6 protein-coding genes and 1 pseudogene are annotated in these 5,208 nt (G+C 69.6%); 3 read left to right on the top strand and 4 right to left on the bottom strand.

Going from position 1 to position 5,208, the window contains the following annotated elements; translation table 11 throughout:
* The 3 genes and pseudogenes from FV222_RS16530 to FV222_RS31245 all read left to right on the top strand — a co-directional run.
* Positions 1–376 (top strand): annotated as a pseudogene (locus FV222_RS16530) (hypothetical protein); the annotation flags it as partial.
* 30 nt (positions 377–406) lie between these two features.
* Positions 407–1,009, top strand: a complete 603-nt coding sequence (locus tag FV222_RS16535; RefSeq protein WP_147754739.1) for a TIGR00730 family Rossman fold protein — start codon at positions 407–409, stop codon at positions 1,007–1,009.
* Between the two features lie 916 nt (positions 1,010–1,925).
* A complete protein-coding gene (locus FV222_RS31245) occupies positions 1,926–2,354 on the top strand; it encodes a hypothetical protein (RefSeq protein WP_238272911.1) in 429 nt (142 codons plus the stop codon).
* A gap of 214 nt (positions 2,355–2,568) precedes the next feature.
* Here the strand turns inward: FV222_RS31245 and FV222_RS32035 are convergent, their stop codons facing one another.
* From FV222_RS32035 to cysS, 4 genes are all read right to left on the bottom strand, one after another.
* Entirely contained in the window at positions 2,569–2,772 is a 204-nt protein-coding gene (locus tag FV222_RS32035) for a diguanylate cyclase (protein ID WP_147764181.1), read from the bottom strand.
* Entirely contained in the window at positions 2,688–3,128 is a 441-nt protein-coding gene (locus FV222_RS16555; protein WP_210248492.1) for a hypothetical protein, read from the bottom strand. The genes FV222_RS32035 and FV222_RS16555 overlap by 85 nt, the downstream gene beginning before the upstream one ends.
* The gene (locus FV222_RS16560; protein WP_147815145.1) at positions 3,125–3,343 is read right to left on the bottom strand and encodes a hypothetical protein; all 219 of its coding nucleotides are present in this window, start codon (positions 3,341–3,343) and stop codon (positions 3,125–3,127) included. The genes FV222_RS16555 and FV222_RS16560 overlap by 4 nt, the downstream gene beginning before the upstream one ends.
* A 371-nt stretch (positions 3,344–3,714) precedes the next feature.
* A complete protein-coding gene (cysS, locus tag FV222_RS16565) occupies positions 3,715–5,091 on the bottom strand; it encodes a cysteine--tRNA ligase (RefSeq protein WP_147815147.1) in 1,377 nt (458 codons plus the stop codon).
* Positions 5,092–5,208: the final 117 nt, after the last annotated feature.

Below are 5,208 nucleotides of genomic sequence, written 5' to 3' on the forward strand. Positions count from 1 at the left end.
GTTCGTGCTCGCCAACACCATGCTGGTCCAGCTCTCGATGCCGCTGAACTTCATGGGCATGATCTACCGCGAGATCAAACAGGCGCTCATCGACATCGACGACATGTTCCGCATCCTCCACCGCAACTCCGCCGTCATGGCGCTCCATCCCCCGTCGACACCGTGCCCGGCCGCCGGGACTTTCGAGACCCGTTTTCGCGAAAAACCGTCGACTGTCCCGCCCATCTTACCGTACATGTCCGGGAGACCAAGCCGCCGCGCCGACGCGCCGACGAATTCCCGTCGCGATCAGCAGTTTGGCACCGATTTCGCCCCTGCCCGCGGGCGGTCTGCCGATCAGAGGCCCGGACCGGCGGCTCATGACGACGACCCTTGATACATGACGACCTTGGATGAAGGAGGCCGGATGGCGCCGGTGAAGACGGTCTGTGTCTATTGCGGCTCCGGCTTCGGCGGGGACCCGGCGTTCCGGCAGGCGGCGGAGACGCTCGGCGCCGCGCTCGCGGCCGCCGGGCTCGACCTCGTCTACGGCGGCGGCGACGTCGGCCTGATGGGCACGGTCGCCCGCGCGGTGCTGGCCGGGGGCGGGCGCGTCACCGGCATCATCCCCGACTTCCTGAAGTCGCGCGAGCACATGCTCGACGCCATCCAGGAGACGATCGTGGTCGGCGACATGCACACCCGCAAGCGCCTGATGTTCGAGCGCTCGGACGCCTTCGTGGCGCTCCCCGGCGGCATCGGCACCCTGGAGGAGCTGGTGGAGCAACTCACCTGGGCGCAGCTCGGCCGGCACCGCAAGCCGATCCTGCTCGTCGAGGTGAACGGGTTCTGGAAGCCGCTGCTCACCCTGTTCGACCACATGCGCGCCCACGGCTTCATCCGCGAGGGGCTCGACCTCAACTACGTCGTCGCCGAGGGCGCCGACGCGGTGGTGCCGACGCTCCAGTCCGAGAGCCGCCGCCTCGGCGACGACCCGGCCGCCGAGCGCTTCGTGACCGAGCGGCTTTGAGGAGCTGAGGGTATCGGCACTGGCCCTTCCCTCCCTCCTCTGCCGGCAGGGCGATCGCAGATGGCGACTTGCTCGTCGAACACCCACTGGCAGCACCACATCCTCCCGGGGCCGCGCGGCGGAGCCCGGGATCCGGACACGCTAGTCGAGCCGGACTTCCCAGCGTCGGCGGTTCTGGATTCCGGGCTCGCCTTCGGCGCCCCGGAATGACGGTGCGGTGCCATCTGTGATGACGTTCCTCCGCGGAAGAGGGGCGGTCGTCTGAGAACTCGGCGGCTTAGGAAGCCGAACCAAGCACGGGTTCCCCCTCTCCCCGTAGGCGAGGAGAGGCCCGACTGCACCTCGTCGTGCAGGCGGGAAGCTGAGGCGAAACCGAAGCGAGGGTGAGGGGGTGCGGACGGAGGAGCCTCTTCCGTTCGCGCCCCCTCAACGTCGGCTGCCGCCCCGCTTTGCCGACGACGAGGTCGGCAAAGCCCTCGCCCCGCGCGCGGGGCGAGGGGATGCGCGCGAAGCGGACCGCCAGACGCGGGGATGTGTGAAGCGTGTCGCTCTCAGCGAAGGGCGTGACCCCTCTGGATCCGGCACGCCCCTCATCCCGACCTTCTCCCCTGGGAGAAGGAGCCGCAATGCGCATCGCATGCCGTGCCCGGCGTCTCCGTGTCGAAATATTGAATTCAAATGGGATGGCGCTGCGTCAGTGATCGGCGCGTCAAACCTTCCCCGGACGCGACCTGATCGGACGTTCGCCAATCAAAATTCTGTGTTCGTGCCGCTGATTCGCAATGCCGACAACAACCAGAAATGAAGACGACCTAACCCGGCCTGGTTTTTGCTACATTCGGCGGCGACCAAGACGCGGAGCAGCCATGACCCTCCCGGGGATCGATCGAGGCCGGCGTACCCGCGGAGGCGCGCGATGAACGCGGCGGCACGACCGGCGACGCTTGCCAATTCCGCCACACCCCCGGCGGCGCGATCCGAGCGGTTCGGCCTCGCCTACCGCCTCGGCCTGCCGATCGTGCTCTGGGTGCTGTTCGCCAACGGCGCCACGCATTACCGCGACCGGCACATCGTACCCGCGATCGGCCTGCGCGAGGTGGTGGAGGCCGAGGTGGCGAGCCGGCTATGCCCGGGCCTGCGCCTCGACGACGCAAGCTTCCGGCGCTTCTCCCAGGACCACGGCATCAACCATTCCGACCTCTACCAGAAGCGCTCGGTCTGGCTGCGCAAGGACGCGGACGCGCTGGAGCGCGACCTGCGCGCCGACCCGGAGGGCGGCTGCCGGCACATGCTCGACCTCTACGGCCGCGACGGCCCCGCGCCGCACCTTCTGGCGGTCCGCTGATCCCGGTTCGGCGGCGCCGTCAGGCCGCCGGTCGAGGGTCATCTCCGCGGCCCCATGCAGGATGCAGCGGCCCTTGCCGGAGGTCTTGGCGGCGTAGAGCGCCTGGTCGGCGCGCAGCATCATCTCCGCGAGTCCCATTTCGTTCGAGGCGTCCTCGTTCCGCACGACGCCGACGCCGACCTGCGCCAGAACGCCCTCGCCGATGCGGTAGGGCTCAGCGATCGCCGCGACGATTCCGGCGCCGAGCCGGTGCGCTTCCCGCTCGTCCAGCGATCCGGCGAGCAGCAGGAACTCGTCGCCCCCGAGGCGGCAGGCCGTGGCGCCGGGGCCGGCCTACCTCGCGCAGCAGGGCGTCGCCGGCCGCGTGCCCGAGGCGGTCGTTGACCTGCTTGAAGCCGTCGAGGTCGAGGTAGAACAGGTTCGCTCGGCGCCGGTCGCCTGCAGCGCCTCGAACGCCTCCTCCAGGCCGCGGCGGTTGACGAGTCCGGTGAGGGGGGCGGTGATCGAGCGGCCGTGGCTCTCCGGCTCACCGAGGATCGCCTGCACGGTCACCGCCGGGTGATGGCGCAGGATGCCCAGGTTCATCAGGATGAAGGCGGTGGTCTGCACCGCGATCAGCGGCAGGAACGCGACATGCGCTGCCAGGAACGTGGCCTTGTCGCTCATGTCGACGATCAGGATCTGCGCCATCGCATAGCGCGGAGCCGCGAAATTCCGGCCGACGATCCCGCTGATCGCCCCGAGGCCCGACGCGAGCACGACGATCGACATCACCGTGTCGTCGGACGCGACGGCGAGGCGATGGTGGCGCCCTGCAGGCAGGTCCAGAGCAGGCCGGTGGCGAAGACCGGCCCGGACGGCGCGCCGACTCGCCGCAACAGCACAGGGCGGAGGGCCAGCAACAGCAGGTCGAGGAACGCGATGACCGCGAAGACCGCGAAGACCGCGAAGACCGCCTGGTCCGACCGTAAATACGCGACACCGGCCACCGCGATGGTGTTGACGGCGCCGACGACGAGGGGGTCCTTGGACGTGAAGAACCCGGCGCGTAGGCGCTGCTCGACCGTGTCCGGCAGATCGGAACCGATCTCGGCGAGCTAACGCAGGACGCGATTTCGAGGCGCAGGGTACATCGTCGTGGCCTGGTTCGGGTGCTGAGAAGACCGCACCCGGCAACACTAGGACCAGACAGTGGAGATTCTATTCAGTCGGATCGGACGTTCGTCTCGTTCGCCGACGAAACTCCAGGGACTTTCACTACCCGATAATACAACTCAAAGTCTTTATTACAAGATGCTGACGACGTCTTCGACAGGATGGATCACGCCATCGCGTCGCTGGAGCCGGCCGGGGTGCGGGCCTAGACCACGCTCCAGGTCGTGCCGTCCTTGCCGTCCTTCACCGCGACGCCCATCGCCGCCAGCGCGTCGCGGGCGCGGTCCGAGGCGGCCCAGTCCTTGGCGGCCCGCGCCGCGGCGCGATCCGCGATCAGCGCCTCGATCGCCGCCACGTCGAGGCCGGAGGCCGCGACGGTGGCCTGGTCGCGCTCCGAGCGGGTCCGGTCGAGGAGGCCGAGCAGGTTCGCCCCGGCCCGGAGTTGCGCGGGGTCGTCGAGGCGGTGGATCTCGGCGAGCGCCGCGGCGGTGTTGAGGTCGTCGAGCAGCGGCTCGAGCACCGAATCCGGTGCCTCGGCGGCGGGGGCGGCGTCGCCGACGGCGCCGTACCAGCGGTCGAGCATCCGCCGCGCCTCCTCGAGGCCGCGCAGCGTCCAGTCGATCGGCTGGCGGTAGTGCGACTTCAGCATGGCCAGCCGCACGACCTCGCCGGGCCAATCGTTCAGCACCGCGCGCAGGGTGACGAAGTTGCCGGCCGACTTCGACATCTTCTCCCCCTCCACCTGGAGGAAGCCGTTGTGCAGCCAGGTGTTGGCCATCACCGGCGTGGAAAAGCAGCAGCGGGACTGCGCCACCTCGTTCTCGTGGTGGGGGAAGATCAGGTCGATGCCGCCGGCATGGATGTCGAAGGTCTGACCGAGGTGGCGCGCCGACATCGCCGAGCACTCGATGTGCCAGCCCGGGCGCCCGGGCGCGGCGATGCCCGACGGCGAGGGCCAGGACGGCTCGCCCGGCTTCGAGGGCTTCCACAGCACGAAATCCAGCGGCGAGCGCTTGTAGGGCGCGACCTCGACCCGGGCGCCGGCCTCCATCTCGTCCAGCGGCCGCTTCGAGAGCGCGCCGTAATCGGGCATCGAGGGCACGTCGAACAGCACGTGGTCGGCCGCCACGTAGGCGTGGCCGGCGACGACCAGCCCCTCGATCATCGCCACCATCTCCACGATGTGATCGGTGGCGCGCGGCTCGATCATCCGCAGGCGCCCCCCGGCGACGTTGACCGCGTCGGGCATCAGCACGCCGAGGTCGGAGAGGTCCGCGTGGAAGGCGGCGAGCGTCCCGTCGGTGAGTTCGCGGATGGTGATGCCGCGCTCGGCCGCGCGCGCGTTGATCTTGTCGTCCACGTCGGTGACGTTGCGGGCGTAGGTGACGTGGGCCTCGCCGTAGAGCCGGCGCAGCAGCCGGAACAGCAGGTCGAAGACGATGATCGGGCGCGCGTTGCCGATATGGGCCGCGTCGTAGACCGTCGGGCCGCAGGCATACATCCGCACGTGGCTCGGATCGATCGGCGCGAACGGCGCCTTGGCTCCGGTCAGCGTGTTGTAGAGCCGCAACATCGGCGCCATGAAACGTCCCTCGTCCTTCGCGGCCGCGATCCCGGCGGCGCGGCCTGCGCCCGGTGCCGGGCCGGCGAAAACTCTCGTTTGCCGTCAACGCCCTGGGCACGGCGCGCCGCCCCCGCC

This window comes from Methylobacterium sp. WL103 (assembly GCF_008039885.1).
In the GTDB taxonomy this organism is placed as follows: domain Bacteria; phylum Pseudomonadota; class Alphaproteobacteria; order Rhizobiales; family Beijerinckiaceae; genus Methylobacterium; species Methylobacterium cerastii.